The organism is Methylotenera sp. E1MeOHC1, assembly GCF_058745595.1.
This window is the reverse complement of record NZ_CP196025.1, coordinates 2,194,996-2,219,237: the sequence shown is the minus strand read 5'-3', so window position 1 is coordinate 2,219,237 and position 24,242 is coordinate 2,194,996. Positions and strand designations below refer to the sequence as shown.

24 protein-coding genes are annotated in these 24,242 nt (G+C 46.1%); 4 read left to right on the top strand and 20 right to left on the bottom strand.

Features of this window, described 5'->3' with window-relative positions; genetic code table 11:
* Positions 1-50 precede the first annotated feature (50 nt).
* From ACSSU7_RS10410 to ACSSU7_RS10395, 4 genes are read right to left on the bottom strand one after another with little or no spacing between them, the layout of a single operon-like run.
* Positions 51-593 (bottom strand): pilus assembly protein PilP, encoded by a 543-nt coding sequence (locus tag ACSSU7_RS10410; RefSeq protein ID WP_492516415.1) that lies wholly within the window; start codon positions 591-593, stop codon positions 51-53.
* Positions 594-598: 5 nt separating this feature from the next.
* On the bottom strand, positions 599-1,270 hold the full coding sequence (locus ACSSU7_RS10405) for a type IV pilus inner membrane component PilO (RefSeq protein ID WP_492516414.1): 672 nt from the start codon (positions 1,268-1,270) through the stop codon (positions 599-601).
* Positions 1,267-1,866 (bottom strand): PilN domain-containing protein, encoded by a 600-nt coding sequence (locus ACSSU7_RS10400; protein WP_492516413.1) that lies wholly within the window; start codon positions 1,864-1,866, stop codon positions 1,267-1,269. Before ACSSU7_RS10400 ends, ACSSU7_RS10405 begins: the two co-directional genes overlap by 4 nt.
* Positions 1,863-2,936 (bottom strand): pilus assembly protein PilM, encoded by a 1,074-nt coding sequence (locus ACSSU7_RS10395; RefSeq protein WP_492516412.1) that lies wholly within the window; start codon positions 2,934-2,936, stop codon positions 1,863-1,865. Before ACSSU7_RS10395 ends, ACSSU7_RS10400 begins: the two co-directional genes overlap by 4 nt.
* A 199-nt stretch (positions 2,937-3,135) precedes the next feature.
* On the opposite strand from ACSSU7_RS10395, the gene ACSSU7_RS10390 reads away from it, so the two are divergent.
* Complete coding sequence (locus tag ACSSU7_RS10390; RefSeq protein ID WP_492516411.1) at positions 3,136-5,667, top strand: penicillin-binding protein 1A; 2,532 nt, start codon at positions 3,136-3,138, stop codon at positions 5,665-5,667.
* On the opposite strand, the gene xth is transcribed toward ACSSU7_RS10390, so the two are convergent.
* The gene (gene xth / locus ACSSU7_RS10385) at positions 5,654-6,424 is read right to left on the bottom strand and encodes an exodeoxyribonuclease III (RefSeq protein WP_492516410.1); all 771 of its coding nucleotides are present in this window, start codon (positions 6,422-6,424) and stop codon (positions 5,654-5,656) included. The genes ACSSU7_RS10390 and xth overlap by 14 nt on opposite strands.
* Positions 6,425-6,651: 227 nt before the next feature.
* On the opposite strand from xth, the gene ACSSU7_RS10380 reads away from it, so the two are divergent.
* Complete coding sequence (locus ACSSU7_RS10380; protein ID WP_492516409.1) at positions 6,652-7,317, top strand: HAD family hydrolase; 666 nt, start codon at positions 6,652-6,654, stop codon at positions 7,315-7,317.
* Positions 7,318-7,573: 256 nt separating this feature from the next.
* Here ACSSU7_RS10380 and ACSSU7_RS10375 read toward each other — a convergent pair whose 3' ends face one another.
* The 15 genes from ACSSU7_RS10375 to ACSSU7_RS10305 all read right to left on the bottom strand — a co-directional run bounded on the left by ACSSU7_RS10375 (position 7,574) and on the right by ACSSU7_RS10305 (position 20,708).
* The gene (locus tag ACSSU7_RS10375; RefSeq protein WP_492516408.1) at positions 7,574-8,062 is read right to left on the bottom strand and encodes a hypothetical protein; all 489 of its coding nucleotides are present in this window, start codon (positions 8,060-8,062) and stop codon (positions 7,574-7,576) included.
* 67 nt (positions 8,063-8,129) lie between these two features.
* Positions 8,130-10,154: a M3 family metallopeptidase gene (locus tag ACSSU7_RS10370; RefSeq protein ID WP_492516407.1), complete on the bottom strand. Its 2,025-nt coding sequence runs from the start codon at positions 10,152-10,154 to the stop codon at positions 8,130-8,132.
* 35 nt (positions 10,155-10,189) lie between these two features.
* Positions 10,190-10,531, bottom strand: a complete 342-nt coding sequence (locus ACSSU7_RS10365; protein WP_492516406.1) for a DUF4870 domain-containing protein — start codon at positions 10,529-10,531, stop codon at positions 10,190-10,192.
* A 14-nt stretch (positions 10,532-10,545) separates the two neighbouring features.
* A complete protein-coding gene (gene ptsP, locus ACSSU7_RS10360) occupies positions 10,546-12,312 on the bottom strand; it encodes a phosphoenolpyruvate--protein phosphotransferase (protein ID WP_492516405.1) in 1,767 nt (588 codons plus the stop codon).
* Positions 12,309-12,578, bottom strand: a complete 270-nt coding sequence (locus ACSSU7_RS10355) for an HPr family phosphocarrier protein (RefSeq protein WP_492516404.1) — start codon at positions 12,576-12,578, stop codon at positions 12,309-12,311. Before ACSSU7_RS10355 ends, ptsP begins: the two co-directional genes overlap by 4 nt.
* A gap of 26 nt (positions 12,579-12,604) precedes the next feature.
* Positions 12,605-13,030: a PTS sugar transporter subunit IIA gene (locus tag ACSSU7_RS10350; protein ID WP_492516403.1), complete on the bottom strand. Its 426-nt coding sequence runs from the start codon at positions 13,028-13,030 to the stop codon at positions 12,605-12,607.
* 55 nt (positions 13,031-13,085) lie between these two features.
* A complete protein-coding gene (gene rapZ, locus ACSSU7_RS10345) occupies positions 13,086-13,919 on the bottom strand; it encodes an RNase adapter RapZ (RefSeq protein WP_492516402.1) in 834 nt (277 codons plus the stop codon).
* Positions 13,920-13,946: 27 nt separating this feature from the next.
* On the bottom strand, positions 13,947-14,888 hold the full coding sequence (gene hprK / locus ACSSU7_RS10340) for an HPr(Ser) kinase/phosphatase (protein ID WP_492516401.1): 942 nt from the start codon (positions 14,886-14,888) through the stop codon (positions 13,947-13,949).
* Between the two features lie 36 nt (positions 14,889-14,924).
* On the bottom strand, positions 14,925-15,251 hold the full coding sequence (hpf, locus tag ACSSU7_RS10335) for a ribosome hibernation-promoting factor, HPF/YfiA family (protein ID WP_015833100.1): 327 nt from the start codon (positions 15,249-15,251) through the stop codon (positions 14,925-14,927).
* A 145-nt stretch (positions 15,252-15,396) separates the two neighbouring features.
* Positions 15,397-16,974 carry an RNA polymerase factor sigma-54 gene (locus tag ACSSU7_RS10330; protein WP_492516400.1) on the bottom strand — a complete coding sequence of 526 codons (1,578 nt, stop codon included), beginning with the start codon at positions 16,972-16,974 and terminating at the stop codon, positions 15,397-15,399.
* Complete coding sequence (lptB, locus tag ACSSU7_RS10325) at positions 16,971-17,693, bottom strand: LPS export ABC transporter ATP-binding protein (protein ID WP_492517790.1); 723 nt, start codon at positions 17,691-17,693, stop codon at positions 16,971-16,973. The genes ACSSU7_RS10330 and lptB overlap by 4 nt, the downstream gene beginning before the upstream one ends.
* 36 nt (positions 17,694-17,729) lie before the next feature.
* Positions 17,730-18,416: a lipopolysaccharide transport periplasmic protein LptA gene (gene lptA / locus ACSSU7_RS10320; protein WP_492516399.1), complete on the bottom strand. Its 687-nt coding sequence runs from the start codon at positions 18,414-18,416 to the stop codon at positions 17,730-17,732.
* Positions 18,409-19,116 carry an LPS export ABC transporter periplasmic protein LptC gene (lptC, locus tag ACSSU7_RS10315; protein WP_492516398.1) on the bottom strand — a complete coding sequence of 236 codons (708 nt, stop codon included), beginning with the start codon at positions 19,114-19,116 and terminating at the stop codon, positions 18,409-18,411. Before lptC ends, lptA begins: the two co-directional genes overlap by 8 nt.
* A 68-nt stretch (positions 19,117-19,184) precedes the next feature.
* On the bottom strand, positions 19,185-19,745 hold the full coding sequence (locus ACSSU7_RS10310; protein WP_492516397.1) for a KdsC family phosphatase: 561 nt from the start codon (positions 19,743-19,745) through the stop codon (positions 19,185-19,187).
* Positions 19,746-20,708, bottom strand: coding sequence for a KpsF/GutQ family sugar-phosphate isomerase (locus tag ACSSU7_RS10305; protein ID WP_492516396.1), 963 nt, complete (start codon positions 20,706-20,708; stop codon positions 19,746-19,748).
* 358 nt (positions 20,709-21,066) lie between these two features.
* On the opposite strand from ACSSU7_RS10305, the gene ACSSU7_RS10300 reads away from it, so the two are divergent.
* The gene (locus ACSSU7_RS10300; RefSeq protein ID WP_492516395.1) at positions 21,067-23,052 is read left to right on the top strand and encodes a cation:proton antiporter; all 1,986 of its coding nucleotides are present in this window, start codon (positions 21,067-21,069) and stop codon (positions 23,050-23,052) included.
* A gap of 24 nt (positions 23,053-23,076) precedes the next feature.
* The gene (locus ACSSU7_RS10295; protein ID WP_492516394.1) at positions 23,077-24,162 is read left to right on the top strand and encodes an NAD(P)/FAD-dependent oxidoreductase; all 1,086 of its coding nucleotides are present in this window, start codon (positions 23,077-23,079) and stop codon (positions 24,160-24,162) included.
* The last annotated feature ends 80 nt before the right edge of the window (positions 24,163-24,242 follow it).

Here is a 24,242-nt window from a genome sequence, read left to right as displayed (position 1 = left end):
AAAACCACTACAAATTTGCTTCTAGCTGACAACATCCATGCGACTAATTACTATTCTTGTAAAACCAAACTTGTAGTACGCTCCACCCAGTCGCCGGTAAGGTCGTCTTGCACAAGTTCCACTAATACTATTTCACCATCTTTAATTTGTGTCACTCTACCGAAATTCTGTCCGACATAGTTACCCAATTTAACTTGCTGCACCGACTCATCCGGTGTTTTAAGCAATGCATAGGTCAGCTTACTTTTAGATAGCAACCCAACATACTTAAGACTCTCAAGTGGATATGCCTCCATCGGCTCTTTAGGACGACTCAAGTTAGGCTGTAACACGCTAGACTTATTCACAGCCTTACGAGCACGGAACGGATCGACCAGCGTGCCATCAGCGTTATACTGCAAAGCCATATACGGCTGCACCTCTGGCAACGGCTTAACCTTGGGCTGCACATTTTTAGTTGCATCGCGCATATATTGGTCAAGGTCATCACCGCCCTCAAAGCTACATCCAGCAAGCCCAACGCTAAACACTCCACAAACCAAAAGGCGCATGATGATTGGCAAGATAAATATTCGTTTGGTATTGTCAGCCACGGTTACTATTTACCTTTCTTAGCTGCTTTAGCTTTTTCGCTCTCAGCTTTACGTTTTTCTGCGAGTTCACTTGCATCCAAATATCGATAAGTCTTTGCAACAGCCTCCATTACTAAGCCGCCGTCATTAGGGCCCTTAGCATCGGGCTTAGCGTCTTTATTTTTACCCGCGATAAAAACGTCACCTAACGTCACTATGCGTGACAGTTTTGATATGTCAGTCGCAAACGCCCCCAAATCATGATAAGTACCGGTGACTTTAATGGATATTGGCATTTCCGCATAAAACTCTGCCTGAGTTTCCTGCCCTGGTTTAAATAGCTCAAACTCCAAACCACGACTTAACCCGGCTTGGTTAATATCCGTTAATAAACCGTCAATTTGAGAGCGATCAGGCAATTGCTTCAATAGCGCGCCAAAGGTCTTTTCAATTTCAACCATCTGCGCCTGATATGCAGCTAAATTAATCGCCTGACTTTTTTTGTCGAAGTAAACCTTACGAAGCTCCTCTTCTTTTGCTTTTTCTGTATCCAAAGATTCCATTGCAGGGCTTAACAACAAGTAATACCCTAACGCGAGCAATACTACAAAGACAACACCTAAAAGCACCGCTTTCATAGGTGCTGGCAAACTGCCAGCGTTGTTGATATCTATATTATTAAAGTCTTCTAACTTCATGATTTTCTCGCACTTCCAGCTTTCGCTTTAGCACCTGCATCATCTGTTTCTGTTATCGGCGTCTTTAAACTCACCTTAAGCGTAAATAGATTTTGTTTTTGAGCGCCTACAGTGATCGCCTTAATTTCTATCAATATAGGCGACTCCATCCAGTTCGACTGATTAAAGTTACGCACCAATGTTGCCACTCGGGCATTGGTGTCTGCGACACCCTCGATGGTGATGACTTTACCCTCTTGTTTAATACTTTTGAGATACATGCCTTCTGGCAATTGACGACTAAGCTCATCAAAAACAATCACAGCTTGGCTACGATTGGTCTGTAAATTCTCGACCACTTGCTTACGTTCGAGCATTGCGCTAATTTGCTCTCGCAGATCTTTAATGTCAGCAATTTCTTTATCTAACTTAGTAATGGCATTATTTAGCCGCTGATTGCGTTCTAATTGAGACTCCACTCTACTATTGATGACAGTGTAAGCCACAAACAAAATTGCACAAGCCGCAACGGCGCTAAACAACGCCATCAAACCAAATTCACGTTGTTTTGCTTCACGTCTTATTTGACGATGTGGCAGTAGATTGACGCGTATCATATTGCGAACCCCCGCATAGCAAGCCCGCAAGCAATTAATAATGCAGGGGCATCTGTCGCGGCCTGTTGTGCCCGCACTTTCGCACTCATTGCCATACTATGAAATGGATTAGCAACTATGGTATTGACTTGCGTACGGTCTTGCACCGTTAGTGTAATCTCCGCAATGGAGGCACAGCCGCCCGCCAGCACGATATGGTCAACACGGTTATATTGCGTAGAACTCGTAAAGAACTGCAGTGCTCTCGCGACTTCCATCGCCAACAGCTGGACAAAAGGCTGCAAAACTTCACTTTCATAACTGTCAGGCAACCCGCCTTTACGTTTAGCTATTTCAGCTTCTTCTTGTGACAAACCAAAGCGACGCTGTATTTCTTGTGTTAGTTGCGCACCGCCAAAGCTTTGCTCACGTGCATAGATAGGCACGTTATTATGCAGCACATTAATGTGCATCATCGTCGCCCCCACATCCACAATCATCACAGTTTGCTCTCGCCCTGCATTAGGCAGCTGACTAGATACTAGCGTATAAGCGGCCTCTGTTGCGTAAGACTCGACATCCATCACAATTACTTTCAAACCTGCGCCTTCTGCCGCAGCAACGCGATCTTCGATTTTCTCTTTACGCGCAGCAGCGATTAGCACTTCAACTTCATCTGGATTATTGGGGGCGGGACCAAGCACCTGAAAATCGAGATTCACCTCATCGAGTGAAAAGGGAATGTATTGATTGGCCTCAGCTTCTACTTGTACTTCCATGTCTTCTTCGCGCAGATCTGCGGACATAATGACTTTTTTGGCAATGACTGCTGAAGAAGGCAAGGCTAATGCGGCACGCTTCTCACGAGAGCCCAGTAGCTTCCATCCCAGCTTGATAGCATCGGCGACCTTTTCCAGATCCCCAACGTTACCATCGGCAATGGCGTCTTTGGCAAGAGGCGAGATTGAATAATTCTCAAGTTTGTAACCTCCACGCCCATCACTAATAAGCTCAACCATTTTTACCGAGGTTGAGCTTATATCTATGCCGACTAGCGGGGGTACCGATTCTGTAAAAAAGCTGAATTTCAAATTGAAATTCCTTTTCTGATTTCGTTAGTTACGAACATTTCTAATAATTTACATTAAATCCTAGCAACAACTTTAAACCCTGTAAAGCAATTTTTAATTTATTCATTTTTTTAAGCTTTATCACTCAGTTTATTCGCACCAGCATCCATAGCAATTTATAATAGCTTTATATTTTTAGTTCATAGAAATCAAATCGCCCATGACTCCAAACAAATGGTGGCACTATCTCTTGTTAACGATCATTGTTAGCGGCCTATCTGCCATTGCCTTTGTAGGGATTGCCGTTGCAATCATTTACCCCAGCTTACCATCGCTTGAAACGCTGACAGACTATCGCCCCAAACTGCCGTTAAGAGTTTACTCCGAAGATGGCTACTTAATTGAGGAGTTTGGTGAAGAACGGCGCGCTTACGTCAAAATCTCAGATGTGCCAAAAAACATGAAAGATGCGGTACTTGCCATTGAAGACCGTCGCTTCTATCAACACGGCGGCATTGATACTAAAGGCATCCTACGTGCGATTAAGAACAACATTACGGGCGTCAGCCATGAGGGCGCCAGCACCATTACTATGCAGGTTGCCAAGAATTTCTTTACTAAACCCAATGGCAAACGCACACTTGGCACCAAAATCAACGAAGCTTTACTCGCCATCAAAATCGAGAACAATTTAAGTAAAGATAAGATTCTTGAGCTATATATCAATCAAATCTACTTAGGCCAACGCTCCTACGGCTTTGCCGCGGCGGCACAGGTCTATTTTGGCAAGCCATTAGAGAAACTAAACCTCGCTGAAACTGCCATGCTTGCCGGCTTACCTAAGGCACCATCTGGCTATAATCCTTACCTGCACCCCAAGCGCGCAATTGCGCGCCAAATGGAAGTGTTACGCGACATGCAGCGCTATGGATTCATTGAGGAGTCCGTATACAAAAAAGCGCTTAATCAACCACTTAGATTTAAAGCATCCAGACAGTCTCGTGATTTATCTGCCGACTATGTCGCAGAAATGGTGAGAGAAAGTTTATATGCAACCTATCAAGATGAAATCTACAGTAGCGGGTTAAAGGTTTACACTACCGTGCGTAAAACCAACCAAGAAGCAGCAAACAGTGCGCTGAGGGATGGCATTTTGGATTACGATGCACGCCAAGGCTACCGCGGGCCGGAAAAGGTACTTAACTTCAACTCAGTAGTCACTGATGCCGACAAAGAGGAAATTACAGAAGCGCTTGGCGACATTGATGTCTCAAACGGGCTAATTCCTGCCGCTATTACCAAAATTTCAGAAAAATCCATTACTGTGCATACCAAATACGGGGATGACGTTGAAATCAATGGCAAAGGCCTAGCATTGATTCAAAACACGCTGAATGAAAAGAAACCTGAGAAACGCTTACTAAAAGTTGGTGCGGTAATTCGGATTCTAAATAGCTCGCCTTCTACCCAATCGGGTCAATGGCGCGTAACCCAACTACCGCAAGTTGAATCGGCACTGATTTCAATAGACCCTGAAACCGGGGCAATTCGTGCGCTGGTTGGCGGTTTTGATTTTAACCGCAACAAATTTAACCATGTCACTCAAGCGTGGCGCCAACCCGGCTCTAGCTTTAAACCTTTTATTTACTCTGCTGCTTTAGAAAAAGGCTACACACCGGCAACGATTGTTGAAGATGCACCGCTTAGCTTCTCTTCTGAAGAGACGGGCAACAAGGAATGGACACCTCAGAACTATGATGCCACATTTGATGGCCCTATTCGCCTCAGACAGGCGCTAGCAAAATCAAAAAACATGGTGGCAATACGCGTGTTAGATAGCATTGGGCCAGCTTATGCGCAAGATTACATTACGCGCTTTGGCTTTGCGGCAAAAAACCATCCAGCTTACATGACAATGGCACTGGGTGCCGGCTCGGCAACACCAATGCAAATGGCCAGTGCTTATGCAGTTTTTGCTAATGGCGGTTACCGTGTTAACCCTTACTTAATTTCTAAGATTGTTGACCAAAACGGCAAAATAATCAGCCAAAGCAAATTTGTGACCGCTAGAAACGATGCGCCGCGCGTGATTGACGCACGCAACGCATTTATCATGAACTCAATGATGCAAGACGTGGTGAGGTACGGCACGGCAGCCAAGGCGTCACAACTTGGCCGCGGTGACCTCGCCGGCAAAACCGGCACCACTAACGATCACTATGACGCATGGTTTACTGGCTACAGCCCTAAATTAGTCGCGGTAACATGGGTGGGCTTCGACAAGCCTAGGCGCTTAGGTCGCAACGAAACCGGCGGCTCAACCGCGCTACCCATTTGGATTAAATACATGGCAACTGCTTTAAGGAACGTACCTGAAACCGACATGCCGGTACCCGATGGAGTGATGGCACTGCGCATAGACCCAACCACGGGCATTAGAGCCGACAATGACGAGAATGGTATTTACGAGTACTTCTATCATGAAAACCCGCCCCCAGAGGTAGAGACCGAGTCACCTGGTATGCAAGAAGGTGGCGGTGAAGCCCTACCGTTAAGTCAGCCGCAGCAAATGCTGCAGCCTGACATTACTTTACTGCCTAGGAGTGGGGCAGCCAGGACGCCTGAACAAGCTTCAAAACTAAAAGAGCCTGGTATCAACAGAACCACCAAACCTGCTGATGCGGCTAACAACAAAGACTCGAGCACAAACAAAACTGCAGACCAAGTGCAGCAACTACTTAACCCGCATTAAGCTCCAACACAACTGGGGTATGGTCTGACGGGCGCTCTAGCTTGCGCGGAGCCTTGTCTATATACGCTGCGGCGCATAGCGCCTTTAGTGCGTCACTGACCAATATATGGTCGATGCGCATACCGAGATTTCGCCGGAAGCCCATCATGCGATAATCCCACCAACTAAAGCTTTTCTCCGGCTGCTCAAACAATCTAAAACTATCGCTAAGCCCCAAATTTACCAAGCGACTAAATGCCTCCCGCTCCAAAGGTGAAACTAATATCTGCCCCTCCCAAGCTGCAGGATCATGACAGTCACGGTCTTCAGGTGCAATATTGTAATCGCCTAATAAGGCCAATTTAGCATGTTGTGCCAACTCGTTCTTCAGCCATGCATTTAAGGCAGTCAGCCAGCGCAATTTATATTGATATTTGTCAGAATCTACCGCCTGACCGTTAGGGATGTAAGCACACACTACCCTCACTCCATTAATATCGGCTGCTATCACGCGCTGCTGATTATCATCAAAGTTGGGGATGTTGTGTTGCACATTCAAAATAGGGTGGCGACTTATAATAGCGACGCCATTGTAGGTTTTTTGGCCGATATGCACGGCATGATAGCCTAACTCAGAAAACGTAGCATAAGGAAACTTGCTGTCTTCTTGCTTGGTTTCTTGCAAACACAGCACATCCGGCTGGTTCGCAGTTAACCAATCAAGTACATGCGGCAATCTCACATTAAGCGAGTTAACGTTCCAGGTGGCAAGTTTCATAGGCTTAATTTAGAGTAGTAATGAATGAAGGGTCTCAAGTGCGCAACTCTAGCATGCGCCTATACGCGAGTCAAAAATCTGGAGCCACAAGTTTTGCACTTGGCAAAAAGCGATGAAGCACTTTTCAGCGTCATCATAGAGCCTCTACGCAAATACCTTGGCTAGCAATCGACAGCATATGATAAAGTCCACCTTTTTTAGAAAACCAACTTTAGAAAACTAAGCCCGTGATAAAAGCCGCAATATTTGACATGGACGGTTTGCTGATTGATTCAGAGCGCATCATCATGCAGGCCTGTATCAGCGCAGCCCAGCAAGTAGGCATTACCTACACCCAAGCGGAATACGTGGAGCTAATTGGGCGTGCGGGGCCAGATTCCACACGCATCATGACGGCACAACTAGGCGGCACGGAACGATTTAATTTAGTAATGCAGGGCTTAGATGCCCAATTAGCAAGCTTGAACAATTCGTTTCCACTAAAGCCTGGTGTACGCGCTCTGCTGCAACACTACCAAGCCTGCAATATTATTTGTAGTGTTGCATCTTCGTCCGCTACACATCACATCACTCAGCGCTTAAACCAAGTAGGTGTAAGTGATTACTTCTACCAGATCACTAGTGGACAAGAGGTGGAGCGAGGTAAACCTAATCCAGACATTTATTTACTTGCAGTTAAAAAATTAGGCATACCTGCTGATGCATGCATTGCCTTTGAAGATAGTGAAATGGGTGCGCGTGCGGCGATTGCCGCTGGGTTAAAAGTTGTGGTGGTGCCAGACTTAATACAGCCAAGTGACTTTGTCACGAAGCATAGTTATCAAGTAGTTGACAGTTTGGTAAGTTATTTAGATCTAGCTCAAGCGCAACTCAAAAGGCACAATAGGCTTTAAAGTTTTTTGCAATGAATTTAATGCCTCTTTAGATTGGATTCCGCCCTCACCAAAGTCATATCAAAAGGCAATATATTGGGATATGGCACTTCCTCATGCATACAAAAGGGTGGTCTAGATACTTACAAAGCATTTAAACAGTGGGCGCGATTAAGTAATTTATTTCCCGGTGCTTATTAGTGCAACATAATACAAAAAATAAAAGCTGTATAAGCTACTATGCAAAATTCATTACAATTAAGATGCCCTAGGCAGGCTAAATTTTAGTGAGGATTATTGGGAATATCTTCCACATAAAAAGTGCTATCCAGATAGCAACATAGGACAAAGGTACGCAAACATCAAATTTGAACCGTGTTGCGCGTAGCATCCTATTGCCTTTTCCATTGAAGAACTGCTCATTAGCAACTTTTCTCTTGGACTTATTATTAACATATTCACGTTCAGTGCAAACTTTAGCTAGAGCAACAATCTTGGCATCCCCGAACCCCAATTCACTTTGAAACTTATGATAATCAACTATATAGTTTCTTGCAAATACAACAGGAATCCAGATTACAAACACATGAAGAATTCCGATACCTACTATCATAAAGAGTAAATAAAGCGGAGTGTCATTTGCTGTGAACAGAACAGAACCGATTGTCAAAAAGAATGATTGAACAGTCGATGAGTATGCACGGTAATTTTGAACATTTGATTCATATATAGCCCAACTTTGTAATCGAATTTCAGATTGCTTCAAGCTACACCCTCCATTATTAGCTTAAGCTATATTTTTATATCTTTGAATAATAAAACAGTTTTTACTATCAGGCCATACCATTATGCCGCAACAGTGCATCCATACTCGGATCTCTGCCCCTAAACGCAACAAAGGACTCCATTGCTGGGCGACTACCACCTTTAGCAAGTACTTCATTTTTAAAACGGGCACCCGCTTCACCAGACAGCACACCCATCTCTTCAAACAGGCTGTAGGCATCAGCAGACAGCACTTCAGCCCATTTGTAGCTATAGTAGCCCGCAGCGTAACCACCGGCAAAGATATGTGAGAAACTATTAGGAAAACGGTTCCAATGCGGCGGACGCATCACAGCCACCTCGTCACGTACCTGTTCAATTAAATCTAAGGCGGTGAGTTTGCCATTAGGGTCAAAGTCACCATGTAAGCGCATATCGAACAGTGAAAATTCGATTTGGCGCACCATTTGCATACCGGCCTGGAAGTTTTTCGCTGCCACCATTTTGTCAAATAGCTCACGCGGCAATTGTGCATCCGTATCCACATGCGCCGTCATCTGGCGCAGAACTTCCCATTCCCAGCAGAAGTTCTCCATAAACTGGCTAGGTAACTCTACAGCATCCCACTCTACACCTTTAATGCCAGACACACCGTACTCATCCACTTGGGTGAGCATATGGTGCAAACCATGACCAAACTCGTGGAACATAGTAATGACTTCATCATGGGTAAACAGTGCAGGCTTACCGCCCACTGGCGCTGAGAAATTGCACGTCAGATAGGCCACTGGTAGCTCTATACCGTTAGCATGTTGACGGCGGCTAATGCACTCATCCATCCAAGCGCCACCACGTTTGTGGTTACGCGCATAAAGATCCAGATAAAAATAAGCAATCGGCTGGTTATCGCTGTTACTGATTTCATATAAACTGGCATCAGGATGCCATACCGGCGCATCCACTTTACGCACATGCACGCCAAAAATGGTTTCCGTTACCTTAAACAGGCCAGCCAGCACTTTGTGCTCAGGAAAATATTGTTTTACCTCTTGGTCAGAGAATGCATATTTCTCTTGGCGTAGCTTTTCACTGACATACGCAACATCCCAAGCTTGCATATCGGCAATACCTAGCTTATCGGCATAGGCAGTGAGCGCTTGCATGTCTTGCTGCGCATAAGGTTTGGCACGTTTGGCTAGGGTATCTAGAAAATCCGTTACTTGCTTGGGTGTATCCGCCATTTTTGTTGCGAGGGAAAGCTCTGCAAAATTATTAAACCCCAGCATTTGCGCTTCTTCTTGCTTAAGTTTAAGAATATCTCGAATCAAATCCGTGTTATCCCACTCCGGCTTACTTAACTCAGAAGCACGGGTAGCGTAGGCTCGGTATAACACTTCACGCAGTGCTCGATTATCCGCATATTGCAGCACCGGCATATAGGATGGAAAGTGCAGGCTAAACTGATAACCCTGCTTACCATCAGCTTTAGCTGCCTCTTGTGCTGCTTCAATCGCATCTTCCGGCAATCCAGCTAAGTCTGCTAGATGCTCAACCGTATGTTTAAAATCGTTAGTGTTATCGAGTATATTTTCTTCAAACTTAGCACCCAACTTAGAAAGCGCCTCACTCACGGCTTTGAATCTTACCTTTTGCTCAGCAGGCAACTCTGCACCGCCCAATTTAAAGTCGCGCACTTCTTTATTGATAATGGTTTGCTGTGTATCGCTCAACGTGGCAAAAGCCGCACTGGATTGAATTGCTTTGAATTTCGCGTACAAACGCTCATCCTGCGATACATCACTGTAGAAATCTGTCAGTTTAGCCAAGTTATCGTTATATGCTTCGCGCAACTCCGGGCTATTCACTACCGCATTCATATGCCCAACTTGGCTCCAGCTACGGCCTAGCTTTTCACTATGGTCTTCTAGCCTCACTGCAAAATTTTGCCATGTTGGCGCTTCAGTACTGGTTGCTAATTGCTCAACCAGAGCACGCCCTTCCGCAATTAAACTATCTACCGCTGGGCCAACATGCTCAGGTTTGATTTCGTTAAATTTTGGTAAGCCAGCAAAGTGTAATAATGGGTTTGACACGAGTAATCCTTAAAACTGCAAATTGATAAGACGCATTAGTTGATTAGACGTAAGCACAAGGGGTAGCGATAAGTTTCGCCATGACTGGTAGAGATAGCGGCAACTATGCATAAAACAACATTGAACAGCCAAATAATTCCTAGCAACAAAAAGCCTACCAAAATAGCTATCAGCACACCCGCAGCAAACTGTGCAATGAGGATGGTGATTTGAAAGTTCAACGCTTCTTTGGCCTGGGCTGATAGATATTCGTTATCGTCTTTCTTTAATAACCAAACAATTAAAGAGGGAATAAACGAAAACAACACGCCACTCAAATGGGTAATGGTGGCGATGTTTTTATCATCATTACTTGGTACCAATATCGCGTTGCTCATAACTAGCCCTCTTCTTATTGAATCTGATTAAACTTAGCAAGGTTGAGTTCAATTTTTTCTATATCAGTTAAGTTTAAAACTTTACGCGCATGCACCTTGAGCTCGGCCAATTGGCTATGCAGCACTTGCTGCTTAACACTCAGGATATGTGAAGGATGCATAGACAATTGCTGCAACCCCATGCCTAACAGTAGCTTGGTAAACCTTGCGTCACCCGCCATTTCCCCACATACAGAGACGGACTTGCCCAGTTTAAGGCCCGCTTTGATTGTCATCGAAATCAATTTGAGGATAGAGGGATGTAACGGGTTGTATAAATGTGCCACAGCATCATCGGTACGATCAATCGCTAAAGTATATTGAATTAAATCGTTAGTGCCGATTGATAGAAAATCCAGCTCATTGGCAAAGGCCTCTGCATTAATCGCAGCAGCAGGAATCTCAATCATGCCGCCCAGAGTAATGTTTTCATCAAACGGGATATCATCTTTGCGTAAACTTTGCTTGGCTCGTTCCAGTAGCAACTTGGTTTGCCTTAACTCAGAAAGCGTGCACAGCATAGGAATTAAAATTTTGATATGCCCATAGTGCGAAGCACGCAACAATGCACGCAACTGGGTATGAAAGAGCTGCGGCTCAGCCAAACATAAACGAATCGCACGCAAGCCCAATGCCGGATTAGCACAACTCACGACCGTATCAGAATTGACCTGCTTGTCAGCACCTATATCTAAAGTACGGATGGTGACTGGTGCACCCTTCATCGCTTCAGCTACTGTTTTATACGCCAAGAACTGTTCTTCTTCATCTGGCGTATCGTGGCGATTCATAAAAAGAAACTCGGTACGATACAAGCCAATGCCAGTGGCACCAGCAAGCTTTACTGCGGCCACATCTTCTGGCACTTCAATATTTGCCAGCAAATCGATACTAACACCGTCAATGGTCACCGCTTTGGTGCTCTTGATTCGCTTCAGCTTCTGCTGCTCTAGCTCCCACTGATCCTGACGCAGCTTGTACTCGGCCAAAATCTCTTTAGAAGGGCTAACAATCACGATGCCTAGGTTGCCATCGACAATAATCAATTCACCGTCATTGATTAAGTCGCGTGCACGTTGCAAAGCAACAATTGATGGAATATTAAGACTACGTGCCAAAATAGCGGTATGGGAAGTAACACCACCCACATCGGTAATAAATGCGGCAAACTGATGCTGTTTAAACTGGATTGCATCCGCAGGTGAAATATCATGCGCCACCAAAATCAGCTTGCGCTCCTGATGCATGGCGCTAATTTGCTGCTCGCTACTCAACTGGCTCGGATGCCCCAATAAGGCTTTGATGATACGCTCAACAACTTGTACCACATCCTGCTTGCGCTCACGGAAATAGACATCTTCAATCTGCTCAAACTGCTCGACGATATCATCCATTTGCAGTTTGATCGCCCACTCCGCATTACACTGCTCGCGTCTGATAATATCTTGAGGCACTTCGGTTAAAGACTTATCCTCCAACATCATCAAATGCGTACCCACAAATGCACTTAACTCTGCGGGCGCATTTTTACGCAAACTATGATTAATTTGTTCCAGCTCAAATTTAACACTGGCAATTGCCTCGTTAAAGCGATCAATTTCGGTTTCAATCAAATGTTTAGGTAATTGATAATGCACAACCTCCAGCAAAGCATTAGACACAAGATGTGCCTGCCCAATGGCAATGCCGCTAGAAACAGCTACGCCATGAATACTAAAACTTGGATTGGTTAAATTACTCATTCATCCTCACCGAAACGGCTATTAATCAAGTCAACCAATGTGTCGATGGCAGAAGCCTCGTCAGCACCATTAGCTTCTAAGGTCACCATAGAGCCCTTAGCTGCCGCCAGCATCATCACACCCATAATACTTTTAGCGTTCACGCGGCGACCATTGCGCGTAATCCACACCTCACTCGCAAACTTACCAGCGGCCTGCGTAAGCTTGGTGGATGCACGTGCATGCAACCCTAGTTTGTTAATAATTTCCAGTTCTTTACTAATCATGCTTTGGACCTAGTTATTTGTAAAATCTATTGATTGGAGGATTCCTGCTCATAACGTTCGCATTGCTGGCTGGTAAACTGCACCACCCCCTCACGACCGCCACTGATGGCTTTTTCTACAACTACAGCAAGCGGCTCATGCCGATAAGTCATGGCGCGCACGAGCATGGGCAAACTAATACCGGCCACCCCGGCCACCATGCCGGGCTGTATCAACTTGGTGACAATATTGCATGGCGTTGCGCCATACATGTCAGATAACACCAGCACACCATCCCCGCTATTTAACTGCGCAACCAAAGCCTGTGCCTTAGGCAGCATAATATTGGGGTCATCCTGACTATTCACTGCTAATGCCGCTGTTTGTGCTGGCGCACCGCCTAGCACATGGTGTGCACATGCAATCAGGCTTTCACCCAACGCACCATGCGTCACAATCAAAATACCTATCATTGTTTAATACCAATCCTATTTATTTTAATGCTCGGTTTTATTTTAACGCTTAGCTTTACTTTAATTCGCGGTGTCGTGTTAATACTTTTTGTTTATCTTTAAAGTATTGACTCAACATTTCCACCAAATACACAGAGCGATGCTGGCCGCCTGTGCAGCCAATCGCCACCGTGAGATAACTGCGGTTATCCAGTACAAAACATGGCAACCATTTCTCAACATAACTTCTAATATCATGCATCATATCGCTCACGGTTGCATGGTCTTTTAAAAAGTCCTGCACTTTTTCATCACGCCCAGTCAGGTCACGTAGCACAGGGTCGTAATGCGGGTTAGGCAAGCAGCGCACATCAAACACAAAATCCGCATCCAAGGGGATGCCATGTTTAAAGCCAAATGATGTAAACAACAAAGTTAAGCCGGTGTGCTCGATAGAAACCACCTCTTTCACCCAGCCGCGCAATGTATTGGCACTAAGGTAACTCGTGTCTATCACATGGCCTAAGCTGCCGAGCCCACCTAGTAAATCACGCTCCAGCGCTATGCTTTCAGCCAGCGTAGTAGATGCTTCACTCAACGGATGCTTACGCCTCGTTTCACTAAAGCGTTTGACCAAAGTTTCAACATTAGACTCTAAAAACAACACCTGTACATCAATGTTTTGCGCTTTGAGCTGGTCGATATGCACCGGCAAGGTTTCAATCGCAGCACTACGGCTATCAATACTAATCGCAATGCGCTCATGGTTCGCATCCAAATGCTCAGCAATCGTGTCCAGCATGGTGGCAGGCAAGTTATCAATGCAGTAATAGCCGCTATCTTCCAGCGCACGTAGCGCAATACTCTTACCAGAGCCAGAAAGGCCGGTGACAATAATCAGTTGTTTCATTGGTATGGATGAATCCTAGAACGGAATTTACTTATGTTGCTTCATTGCGCGCTGTTGGCGTTGCATGAGTTGCTTCGTTGCGTTTATCCCGCGTAGTAGCAGCATATGGTTACGCACTGCCACCTCAACTAGCACCGCAATATTACGCCCAGCGGCAATCGGGATATGTACCTTGGTCACTTTTAAGCCAAGCACTTCTTCATGCTGGGTTTTAATGCTTAGTCGGTCTAACATCTGCAAAGTTTGCAAATCAGCTTTTTCTAGCTGAATAATTAAATCCAAAGGCTTGGTAGGTTTAACCGCGTTGTCACCAAACAATGCGCGTATATTTAAAATACCCAGACCGCGGACTTCTAAAAAGTCCTCTAACAGGGGCGGACAACGCCCCTCAATGCGTTCAGGCGATATTCTGAAAAAATCCACAATATCATCGGCAATCAATCGGTGCCCGCGTGAAATGAGCTCTAATGCAAGCTCACTCTTACCGATAGCGGCTTCGCCTTTAAGTAGCACGCCAAAACCCTGCACCTCCATAAACACGCCATGCACGCTGATAGTCTCAGCCATTGCCTGCGCCAAGAAGTGGCTCAAAATATCCATGAGCTCAGGACTACGTAAGGTAGAGGTAAATAATGGAACGTTGTGCAGATTGGCCGCGGCCAACAATATATCAAGTACTTTTTCACCGTTAGCAACAATCACAGCTGCCAAATCGGTAGAAAATAAATTATTAATTGCACGCTCTGCATCGGCAGTGGGCAAATTGGTAAGGTAGTCCATCTCAGCACAGCCTAACACTTGCACTCGGTTAGGATGCACAAAGTTAAGATGGCCGATGAGCGCCAAGGATGGTTTGGTAACTGTTTCGCTGGTGAGAGTATTTGACCCGCCGTTGAGTCCTGCAACCCAACTTAACTTGAGTTTACGGCGGGTTTGTTTGAATAGCTCAGCGACGTTGAATTGAGCCATATTTAAGGTAACAAAAAGAATTAAATACTAAAAAACTCAGTCAATGTTTTGATGCTTAACTGCACCATTCGCTTTGTGATGATTCGTATTTTTCTCTTTATGTTTCACCACTTGACGATCCAGCTTGTCGGTCAACATATCGATTGCACTATACATATTTTCATCTTGGCATTCTGCGTGTAAATCATTACCAGGCACATGCAGTGTAGCTTCAACCTTTTGAGCCAGCTTTTCGACACTCATGGTCACCTTGACATCGATCACATGATCAAAGTGATTGCTGATTTTAGTTAATTTACTGGTGACATAGTCACGTAAAGCGGGCGTTATTTCTAAATGATGACCTGTTAATTGTAAATTCATGACTTGCTCCTTTTGAAAATATTCCGCAAATATTAATTGCCAGAGATTCGTGATTAAGACTTACAGAACAATTTCAGTTTACAACTTTTCATTGGGTCTGTGGCAAGGAAAACAACAATTTTTTACGTAGTCTTCAACAATCAACTTATAACGATTTTCTGAGGCTTGCCGGCGCAATGCTCATAGACTCACGATACTTTGCAATCGTGCGCCGCGCGACCACAATTCCCTGCTTTGCCAGTAAGTCTGTAATCTGATTATCTGAGTACGGCTTCCTTGGATTTTCTTGATCGACCAACTGTTTAATCAACGCGCGAATTGCGGTTGCAGAACAGGTACCACCAGCCTCTGTCGCCACCGAACTGCCAAAAAAGTATTTGAGCTCAAAAATACCGCGCGGCGTCAGCATGTATTTATTGGTAGTCACCCGCGAAATAGTCGATTCATGCAAATCAAGCTCATCCGCAATCTCCCGCAACACTAATGGACGCATAGCGACTTCACCATATTCCAAAAAGTTGCGCTGCCTATCTACAATCGCTTGCGATACGCGCAAAATAGTAGAAAAGCGTTGCTGGATATTTTTAATCATCCACTTGGCTTCCTGCATCTGGCTTTGCAAGTATTGACTGGAACTATCACGGTTGCGCTTCAAGATGCCGGCATACAGCTGGTTGATTTTCAGTTTAGGAATCACACTATCATTCAAGCTTGCGATCCAGATACCCTTTACTTTTTTAACGATCACTTCATGCTGTATGTAGTGTTCTGAGCCTATATGGCTAAAAGCACTGCCAGGACGTGGGTTTAAACTAGTAATCAACTGCTGCACCTGCTTTAAGGTTGCCTCGTCACAACCTAGCTCTTTACGCAGCTTCACAAAGTCACGCGAGGCCAATACAGGCAGGTAGTGCTTTGCAACCAAGCTGGCTAACGCCAAATGCGGTGTAAATTTAGGTAGCACTTCAAGTTGCAGCAGCAAACTTTCACTTAGGCTACGTGCACCGACCCCTGCAGGATCCAAATGCTGAACATGGCGCAATGCAGTTTGCAGTTCCATCGCATCAATTTCCAGCTCTTCAGGCATCAGCTCGGCGATTTCTTCTAATGACTGCTCCAGATATCCGTCATCATTAATACTATCGACCAACATTAGCACCAGCGACTGATCACGCTCAGACAGCGGCATCAGCTTTAACTGAGAGAGTAAGTGCTCACGCAAACTCGTCTGCAAGGTTTCTTGTGGCTTGAAGTCACTATCGTCATCCGCTGGCATAGTGTTTTCATCCCAGCGACTGCCGTTTGAAAACTCATCAAACTCATCATTAAACTCAGCCGAAAATGTGTCCGCATACTCTGCACTCGACACATCAAACTCCGCGGACTCAGCTGTATCAGCAGCACTAGACATCCCAGATTCCGAGCTGCTGAACTCACTCGTCGACTCTGCGTACTCGCTATCAAAACCGTCTAAACCTGGTTTAGCTTCAGCAGACTCAAGGCTGGCGGCAGATAAATCCGCACCATCTGCAACAGGCTCTACGGCATTGCCATACTCATCCTCTGTATCATCACCCCGCTCAAGCAAGGGATTAGTCTGCATCAGCACATCAATCTCTTGATTCAACTCCAGCGTTGAAAGCTGTAACAGGCGAATAGCCTGCTGCAACTGAGGAGTCAGTGATAGATTCTGTGAAAACTTTAGTTGTAACCCTTGCTTCATAGGCGGAAATCTTTACCTAAATACACTTCGCGCACACTTTCGTCTGCAACAATTTCACTGGGCACGCCCGAAGCAAATACATGCCCCTGATTCACGATATAGGCTCGATCACATATGCCTAAGGTTTCACGTACGTTATGGTCAGTAATCAGCACGCCGATATTGCGCGCACTTAGAAAGCGGATGATTTGCTGAATATCAATCACTGCAATCGGGTCAATCCCGGCAAATGGCTCATCTAACAGAATAAAACTAGGGTCTGAAGCCAAGCAACGCGCAATCTCCACACGGCGACGCTCACCGCCAGACAAACTCACCGCAGCACTGTCGCGGATATGTGTAATGTGCAGTTCTTCAAGCAGCGACTCCAAGCGCTCAGACATTTCCTCTTCCGAGATGTCCTGCAATTGCAAGATGGCTAAAATATTTTCAGATACCGTCAATTTACGAAAGATTGAAGCCTCCTGCGGCAAATAAGACAAGCCCATTCTGGCACGCATATGAATCGGCATATGGCTTAGCTCTGCACCGTCCAAGGCAATTTTACCGGCATCCAACGCGACCAAACCCACGATCATGTAAAAACTGGTCGTTTTACCTGCGCCATTGGGGCCCAACAAACCCACCACCTCACCACTCTTAATCGTTAAAGAGATATCCTGCACTACCGTACGGGCACCGTAGGATTTACGCAAACTTTCTACAGTTAATTCGCTCATCATTGTTCACTTATCATGCGGTTATCGTTTCAAAAACTACTGAGCGGCGCCAGCGCTTTTGCTGACTTCCAAAGTACGGCTGAATCTTGTGTCTTTAACCGTAGGGATTGGGCCACTGCCATTAGAAGCATCTGGCTTAGCTTTATTGGCAGGCTCCACCGGCTTAATTTCTACTGGTGCTTTTTTGTTTTTAGGCTGAATCACCGCACGCACGCGCCCTGAGCCTGGTGTCGCAGACTGCGAATTACCGCCAATCACCTCGGCATACTCAGCATTCGCGTCGTACATAATGTAATCGCCATGCACCACATCCTCACCACGCTTCACCCATGCTTTGGTATAGAGCTGCACTTTATCCATACGCCCGTCGTACTCAATGCGTTGTGCACTCCCTTGAATATACTCACTCTTGCCTTCAAGCTTTTGCTTAAAAGTTGTCGGGTTACCTAAAGAGGTACTGTGCTGAAAACCCTCTTTATCTTCACGCACAATCAACTTATCGGCGCGTATTTCCAACGTGCCTTGGGTAAGAATCACATTACCGCTATAGGTGCTGATTTGTTTCGCATCATCGACCTTCATCGTATCCGCTTCTAAATCAATTGGCTTATCGCGGTCCGCCGCTTCCGCCCATGCGCGACCGGCCACACCCAACAACAAACATCCACATAACAGGAGATTCGATAATGTATTGATTTTAATAATGAAAGGCTGCCTATTCATAGCGTCTCCGAATGCGCGCATTGTTATTTGGTTTATCTTGCTGAACCGCCACGGCAGGCTTGTTAGCCTTAGCCTGGGTACGGCTCTTGGTGTCTGGTGTCACTGTTTTTTTTGCTTTTGCTGCAGGCCGCTCATAATGTGCGCGCACTTTGTGCAACAAAGTCACTGTTTGCTGCTTTTGCTCATAAATCATACCCGTTGCATGCACTACCGTACCGGGTGCCTGCTTAATGACTACAGGCCTGTCTGTTGTTGCGTACTCTTGATTAGGTAAAATTTTAAGGACGTCGGTTTCTATCGTCATCACGCCCTTTTCACCGTACGCCTCCCGCAATACCAGCACATTACCTAACACTTCAACCTCTTCACCGTCACTAGAAACATTACCGGTATCACCTTCCAGCTTGGTGTAAGGTTTATCTTTCGCAAACCGGGTAAAACGGGGCTTAATCAAATCGGTCGTGTCTTTATCGGGGAAATGCTTCATCTCTTGTGCGGCTAATTTATAACGCAGTGCACCATTCACATCGGTTTGTGTGGTCACAAAATTATGCATCACGTAATCAGGATCATGGCGACTGCTGCCATCCAGCTTAGGCGCCGAAGGCTGCACAGCCTTATTAATCCAAAACGTAAGCAAAGCCAATAATAATAGCAACGCTAATGGGAAAATAATCGCTGATTTTGTACCAAGCTGCATACTTAAACACCCGCGCTTTTCAGGCCAGATTGCATTAACTGTTTATCCATGCTGGTAGCGTTGCCCACTTAGTTCGCAATACTGGCTTGCGTTAAAAACTGTGCCATTTGCCCATCAAATGTACCTTGTGCCTGCATAATTAACTCACACACCTCGCGCACAGCGCCGCGCCCACCTTTTTTATGGGTGATATAGTGCGCGTACTTGAGCAATAAATCTGGTGAATCAGGCACCGCAATCGCCAAACCACAACGTAGCATGGGCGGCAAATCAACCACATCATCCCCCATAAAAGCACATTGTTCCGGAGCCAAACCAATCCGCTTCATTAAATCCTGCAAGGCAGCCAGCTTATCTTCAGCACCCTGATAAAAATGTACAACACCCGTACTTTCGGCACGCTTCTTGACCACTTCAGAGGTGCGCCCGGTAATGATTGCTACGTTAACACCGGTTGCTTTCAGCAGCTTCATGCCTAAACCATCGTGTGCGTGAAACGTCTTATATTCCTGGCCATCATCACCTATCGTCAAACCGCCATCCGTCATCACACCATCAACATCCAGTACCAGCAAGCGAATATTCTTCAAGCGCTGCGTCAACGCTAAACTATTATCTGCACCACTCACCTAAACCACCTTCGCTAATAAAAGGTCATGCATATTTAATGCACCCACTAAATGCCCGGCCTCATCTACAACCAGCAAGCCGTTAATTTTACGTTGTTCCATAATTTCAACCGCAGCAATCGCCAACTGATCTTGATGAATGGTACTAGGGTTAACGTGCATAACATCCAGAATCTTAGCCGTCATCACATTCACATTCTGCTCAAAAGCACGCCGTAAATCACCGTCCGTAAATATGCCAACTGGCTGATGCTCCGCATTCACTACTGCGGTCAAACCCAGCCCTTTGCGTGACATTTCAAGCAAAGCCTCTGCTAGACTGGCGTGCTCAGGCACATGCGGTATACTGGTTCCGGTGCGCATCACATCACAGACATGCACCAGCAAACGGCGCCCTAAACTGCCGCCAGGATGCGACCTTGCGAAATCCTCAGCGGTAAAGTCGCGTAAATCCAGCACACACAGCGCCAAAGCATCACCCAGCGCCAGCGCTACCGTGGTGCTGGAAGTAGGCGCTAAACCTAAGGGGCAAGCCTCTCTACTTACATGCGCACTCAAATGAATGTCCGCAGCTTTTGCCAAGCTGGAAGCATCATTCCCGGTAATAGCAATAATGCTGGCACCCAAGCGCTTTAACGGTGGGACTATCGCCAACACCTCATCACTCTCACCGGAGTTAGAAAGTGCAATCACCACATCCCCTGCGGTGATCATGCCTAAATCACCATGACTGGCCTCGGCAGGATGCATAAAAAAAGCCGGCGTTCCGGTGCTTGCCAGTGTAGATGCAATTTTGCCGCCGATATGGCCAGACTTCCCCATACCGCTGACAACCACGCGACCTTTGCACTCTAAAATCAAGGAGACTGCCTCACTAAAACGATGGTCTAAACGCTGCGCCAACGCCTCTATCTCGCTTGATTCGAGCTGCAGAACCTCTTTTGCCAATGCAAGTGTTTGCATTTGATCGCCTAATTGCGACCCATGCGAGGCACTTGATTTTTTAATCTGCGATGACGACACCATAGCTTTTATCTACACTTAAATTTATCGATGCTTAAAAGTAATTGAAATTCTTAATTACAATTCTTAGGTAACTAGTATAAAAGGGAATGCTTTGAGGATAAAGCATAATGCATGATGAATATCAGAATATTGCCAAAAATAATCCATCACGGGCATAGTTTTTGCTATCCCCCTGCGCTTTTTACAAAAAATACGTAAAATCGACTAAGATATTCCAAGTTTTAGATGTGCTTTGTGAAACAATAGATAATCGTAAAAATTTAATAATAAAAAATAGCCGCTTATAAAGACAATTATGTCAGGTACTCTTCCGTTAATTCTAATTCTGCTCATCAGCTCAGTTCTGGCTGTCGCGCTTTTCCGTAAACTACAGCTACCAGCCATGCTGGCCTATTTTTTAGTCGGCCTGGCGCTTGGGCCGCATACATTTGGCGTGCTTCCAGACGATGAAGCCAGCCGCGAGTTTGCAGAGTTTGGCATCGTGTTCCTAATGTTTAGTATCGGTTTGGAGTTCAGCCTGCCGCAACTATATGCCATGCGCAGAAAAGTACTGGGCCTAGGCGGCGCACAGGTATTTATCACGCTGGCGCTTACCATGTGCCTTGCAAAACTGGCTGGCGTCAACTGGGCGGCGGCGTTCGTGATTGGCGCAGCGCTTACCATGTCATCCACAGCAATTGTTTCAAAAATATTAGCCGAGCGCATTGACTTAAACTCAAGACATGGGCGCCTGAGTATTGGCGTATTGCTGTTTCAAGACATTATCGTAGTGCCAGTTTTAGTCCTGATACCTGCACTTGGCGCGGCCAACGCCAATATTTTTGACGTACTAGGGCTAGCCACACTCAAGGCGATAGGCATGTTGCTGTTTTTATTTACAGTAGGCAAATGGCTGGTTAACCCGTTATTCAACCTAGTTGCTAGCCAGCGCTCGCGCGAACTGTTTGTCATGAATGTATTGATGGTGACGCTACTCGTTGCCTTTGCCACCAAGACTGCAGGCTTATCTTACGCTTTAGGTGCCTTTGTTGCCGGCATGCTGATTTCTGAAACCAAATATCGCTATCAAGTTGAGTCTGATATTGCCCCTTTCCGCGATATTCTGCTTGGGCTGTTTTTTATCAGTGTCGGCATGCTGCTCAATATCGCAGAGATCGTAAATAACATCGGCATCATTATGCTGACGCTATTTGGATTTATTCTACTAAAAGCCATCATCGTGACAGCGGTAGTGCGCTTCGTGAAATATGAAGTCGGCGTTGCCATACGTACCGGTATTATTCTGGCGCAAGCCGGCGAGTTCGGCTTTGTGATTTTAGCCCTTGGCGCCGAACAAAAGTTGATCGCAGGCCCAACCCTGCAAGTTGTACTGGCTGCAGCGTTGCTGTCTATGGTGATTGCACCGTTCCTGATTCAATATAACGGCCGTATCGCTAGACGCTTAGCACGCAGCTACACCCGCAACAGCAGCCAGATCATCGAAGAAATTGATGAGGGTAGCAAGCACTTGCATAATCACGTCGTCATTTGCGGTTATGGCCGTAGCGGACAGTACCTTGGCCGCTTTCTGAAAGAAGAAAACATCCCTTACGTTGCATTGGACATTGACCCATCCAGAGTACTGGAAGCCTCCGCCGCAGGCGAGAATGTCATGTTCGGCGACGCAGCCAGACGCGTAGTACTGGAAGCCGCAGGCGCAGGCAGAGCCAAAGCGCTGATTATCAGCTATGCCGATAATCGTGCCGCCATGAAAATTCTACACATCGCGCAGGAAAGCTACCCGCAATTGCCAGTCATCGTGCGTACTGTAGATGACTCCAATATGGAGGCATTGCGTGAAGCTGGCGCAACCGAGGTGGTGCCAGAGATTCTGGAAGGCAGCCTGATGCTGGCATCCCATGCATTAATGCTGCTTGGCGTGCCGCTTAACCGTGTAGTGAAACGCATCAGAATCTTTCGTGAAGAGCGCTACAGCATGTTTAAAGGCTATTTCCGCGGCATTTCAGACGCAGAGAATGAGGAAATCGCCAAACAAGAAGTACGCCTGCACTCGGTGATTATTACGACAGGTGCTTACGCCATCGGCCGTTGCCTCAACGATATGCAGCTCGATAGCTTTGATGTCACCATTAAAAACATTCGCCGCCCACATGCTAACAGTGCGCACATGTCTAACGAAAGCCTCCTTGCAGAAGGCGATGTAGTAGTATTGCTCGGCCAACCGTCTGGCTTGGCAAATGCAGAAAATGCGCTACTAATGGGGCGCGTGGCAAATAAATAAAAGTTTATATGACTAGAGTATCTAATGGCTAAACCACACACCATGATTATTGGCGGCGGCATTGTAGGATGCATGACCGCAATGGAGTTAATTAACAAAGGCCATCGTGTCACCATTGTTGAGCGTAATCAAATCGCTAGCCAAACTTCAGGCGAGTCATCCTGGGCCGGCGGCGGCATTATCTTTCCGCTACTGCCATGGCAATATTCTGAGCCAGTAAATGCACTGACCAAGCACAGCGCCAACTTCTACAGCACACTATCACAGCAGCTAGAGCACGAAACCGGCTTACCGACCGACTTTGCACAGTCCGGCTTTTTGCTGCTGCCCAAATTTGATCTCGACGCTGCCAAAACCTGGTGTATGCAGAATGAAGTTAGCGTGCAGCCAGTAAGGGCCAGCGCCTTTGGTGTACAGTCGCTTGAGGGCGAAAATGCACTATGGTTACCCACTGTGTGCCAGATACGGCCACCGTATTTAATGCAGGCTATGCGCAAATGGCTAGAGCAGCACCAAGTCACCATGCTGGAACACACGCAACTCATACCGCTAGAGGAAACCCAGCAACTTAATGAGTGGCAAACGACTACTGGAGAGAAGCTCAGCGCCGATCAGTTTGTGGTCACTTCTGGCGCATGGAGTTTTGACCTACTAAAAGCAACCAGCGCCAAACTGAATATCAAACCGATGCGCGGACAAATTCTGCTCTACCAGCCACAAAAAAATCTAGAACAAATGGTCTATAAAGAAGGTTTTTATATGATCCCGCGTTTGGATGGTTACCTGCTGGCTGGCAGCACCCTAGAAGACGTAGGGTTTGATAACGGTGTGACAGAAGCGGTACGTGAAGAGCTGCGCATCAAAGCCGAAGCGATTATGCCCGAGCTAAAAAGCCAAACCATCATTAAACACTGGAGCGGATTGCGCCCAGGCACCCCGGAAAACCTGCCAACCATAGGTGCGCACCCTACCATCAAAAATCTGTACTTAAATACAGGGCATTTCAGATACGGGCTCACCATGGCTCCAGCCAGTGCCAAACTAATCGCAGCCATTATGGCTGAAGAAAAACCGGCACTAGACGCAACACCCTACGCCTGTGCCAGCTAACATCCAGCACCTCAGCAGCCTTAATGCCAATACCTTATAAATAAGGCTGATTCTTTTCGCCATTTAGGCCGAATTTACCT